This is a genomic window from Limosilactobacillus alvi (assembly GCF_016900115.1).
Taxonomy (GTDB): Bacteria; Bacillota; Bacilli; order Lactobacillales; family Lactobacillaceae; genus Limosilactobacillus; species Limosilactobacillus alvi.
Map to the genome: position 1 here is coordinate 1 of NZ_JACJJQ010000117.1, position 258 is coordinate 258.

The following is a 258-nucleotide window of genomic DNA, read 5'->3' on the forward strand; positions in this document are numbered from 1 at the left end:
GCCAGGGGCACGTGTTTGATCAAGTGCTCGGCGAACAGGGTTTTGCGCTCTTGCGTGCCGTAGTCGGCGAACAGCTTGCCGGCCTCGGTGAGGGTGATGTCCGCGCCCTTGAGTTCAGCGAAACCCAAATGCTCGAGCATCTCGGCCACCGGGAACAGATCATCGACTTCCAACAAGCGCCGTTCGGCCACGGTCGGTAAGCCGGCGTGGCCGTTGTAAGGCTCGGCGGCCAGGGTTTCGATCAGGCCGGCCATCAGG

1 protein-coding gene is annotated in these 258 nt (G+C 63.2%); it reads right to left on the bottom strand.

The genetic code is table 11. The annotated features are described in order from the left end of the window. Positions 1 to 258: AAA-associated domain-containing protein (locus H5993_RS09315; RefSeq protein ID WP_204777119.1), on the bottom strand; the 258-nt coding region annotated here is incomplete at both ends.